Annotated in this window: 1 protein-coding gene and 1 pseudogene; one reads left to right on the plus strand and one right to left on the minus strand. The window is 42.2% G+C overall.

Going from position 1 to position 2,716, the window contains the following annotated elements; genetic code table 11:
* Positions 1-619 precede the first annotated feature (619 nt).
* On the plus strand, positions 620-2,155 hold the full coding sequence (gene purH / locus IQ224_RS22980; protein ID WP_002745648.1) for a bifunctional phosphoribosylaminoimidazolecarboxamide formyltransferase/IMP cyclohydrolase: 1,536 nt from the start codon (positions 620-622) through the stop codon (positions 2,153-2,155).
* A gap of 459 nt (positions 2,156-2,614) precedes the next feature.
* Here the strand turns inward: purH and IQ224_RS22985 are convergent.
* Positions 2,615-2,716: pseudogene (locus IQ224_RS22985) on the minus strand (IS5/IS1182 family transposase); the annotation flags it as partial.

Consider the following 2,716-nt stretch of genomic DNA (forward strand, 5'->3'; position numbering starts at 1 on the left):
TTTCCGACAGCGATCGCCGTCTCTTTGTCATTAAGACTGGCTAATTGACAGAGTTTTTCTAGGATAGCTAGGCTGTAAGTCTCACTGTGCATGGATTTCAATGGGTTGAATTTCGTCGAACTCACGTTGTCAAGGGGTTTTCTGAAACCTGATTCCTCACCGTGCGCTTAAATTGAAGAAGAAGAAGGGAAGCAGGGAGAAGTAGTGTGAGGATTTGTACTAAAATTTTCAATACGCAGTTTAAATTCAGTACAGCTTAGAACTATTCAGTTATACTAAATCCGTTGAGTATAGGCTACTTATAAGCATAGGCAAGAGGCAAGAGGCAAGAGGCAAAAGGGGGAATAGATAATCGGTCTTTAATAACCAGATTTAGTATAACTGGGTTTTTAAAGTTGGATTGGGGATTAATCATACTATTAAAAATAGATTTGGCATCAGAATCTAAAACTAAGTAGAAAATCTCTAGGTAATAAGAGTTACAATTTTTTCCCTAGCATAAGTTGATATTTGAGAGAGGAAAATATAGAAGTCGCTGATTATTTACTAACCTACTTTTTTTAATTTTTAACGGGTTAGGACTGAGATATACTGAAATGGTTGCTTATAGATCACTACTATGGGACGTTTAGCGCTGATCAGCGTGACTGACAAAACCGGAATAGTTGACTTTGCCCGTCAACTAACAGAAGAGTTTGATTTTGAAATTATTAGCAGTGGAGGAACCGCCAAAACACTGCAATCGGCGGGAATTCCCGTGATAAAAGTGGGAGAATACACAGGCTCTCCTGAAATCTTGGGCGGAAGGGTGAAAACTCTCCATCCTCGCATCCATGGCGGTATTTTGGCTAGACGGGATTGGCAGTCAGATTTAGCGGAAATGGAGGCTAATCAAATTCGTCCTTTTGATTTGGTGGTGGTTAATCTCTATCCCTTTGAACAGACGATCGCTAATCCTGATGTTACCACCGCTCAGGCGATCGAACAAATCGATATCGGTGGTCCGGCGATGTTACGCGCCTCGGCTAAAAATTTCGCCCATTTGACTGTCATCAGTAACCCCAAGTATTACGAGCAGTATTTAAGCCAATTACGGCAAAATAACGGTGAAATCTCCCTGGAATTCCGTCAAAAAATGGCGGGGGAAACCTTCGCTTTAACCAATGCCTACGATGGTGCGATCGCATCCTATTTCGCCAGCTTAAACGGGGAAACGACTCGCTTTAATTTGGCGGGAAATGCCCTGCAAACCCTGCGTTACGGCGAAAATCCCCACCAAAGTGCCACTTGGTACGGCAGCGGTACAATGGCTCAAGGTTGGGGAAAAGCGACCTTATTACAGGGAAAAGAACTAAGTTATAACAATTTAGTCGATTTGGAAGCAGCCCGCCGTTTAATCGCCGAATTCGGCAGGGAAGAACCGGCCGCCGCTATCTTGAAACACACTAATCCCTGTGGTGTGGCGATCGGTGGTAGTTTAGTGGAAGCTTATACTAAAGCTTTTCATGCCGATGCTACCTCCGCTTTTGGGGGTATTGTTGCCCTAAATCAAGCCATAGATGAAGCAACCGCTAAAGAATTAACGAAAACCTTCCTAGAATGCGTGGTAGCCCCCGATTGTAGCCCGGTCGCCCGGGATATCCTCGCTAAAAAGTCAAAAGTGCGGATTTTATTGCTGCCGGATTTAAGCAGGGGAGAAAAACAAACAGTAAAAGTTATCGCGGGCGGTTTTCTAGTACAAGCGGCCGATGATCTGGTAGAAACTCCAGATGATTGGCGCGTGGTGACAGAAAAACAACCCACTGCCGCACAATTAGCGGAATTACTGTTTGCTTGGAAAGTATCTAAACACGTTAAATCTAACGCTATTGTGGTGACAAAAAATCAAACTACTTTAGGCGTTGGTGCGGGGCAAATGAATCGCGTTGGTTCGGCGAAAATTGCCCTTGAACAAGCAGGGGAAGCGGCTAAAGGTGGCTATTTAGCTAGTGATGGCTTTTTCCCCTTTGATGATTCTGTTCGCACGGCGGCCCAGTTTGGTATCGAGGCAATTGTTCAACCCGGAGGTTCTTTAAAAGATCAGGATTCGATTAATGCCGCTAATGAGTTAGGTTTAATTATGGTCTTAACAGGCATTCGTCATTTCTTGCATTAATACAAGGTTAGGGTGTGTTATTGCTTAAATTAAAGCACCCCAACTTTGTATTAATTAGGGTTTGCTGAATAAATGTGAAATGTAGGCAAGCTAAGGGTTTTGTGGCTTTTCTGGCGAAACAGGTGCAAGATTTTGAGAGAATCGTGCTTCCAAACCTTGCGTCTTCATCGGCCCGCGTCCTGTAGGGGCGAAGCATTCGGGCAATAACCTATCGGTGAAACTAGAACTCTTGCAAATTAATTATATGTTATAATAATGGGCCAACTAATTTTCCCAAAAAAATTAGTTAATCAGTACATTCGTCCTGAATGAAAACTTGAAGTTTAACTTTTAACTCAAAACTCTTTAGAGCTGCTTTAATTTGGTTATCAAAACCTCTTTATTTAAGCGGCACAAACTATCTCAATTATAAAAATTGAGAATAAATTCTCCTTGACTTGATTAATCTTTAGGCAACTTTTAAGAAGCTGCTATACCTATCCCTAACTCACAGTTATAAATAGCCGCCAACAAGTTAACTCTTAAACTATATCTTCGACGACGATTCCGATATTTACAGGA

Origin of the sequence: Microcystis sp. LEGE 00066, from assembly GCF_015207925.1 — a bacterium.
Lineage (GTDB): Bacteria > Cyanobacteriota > Cyanobacteriia > Cyanobacteriales > Microcystaceae > Microcystis > Microcystis ichthyoblabe_A.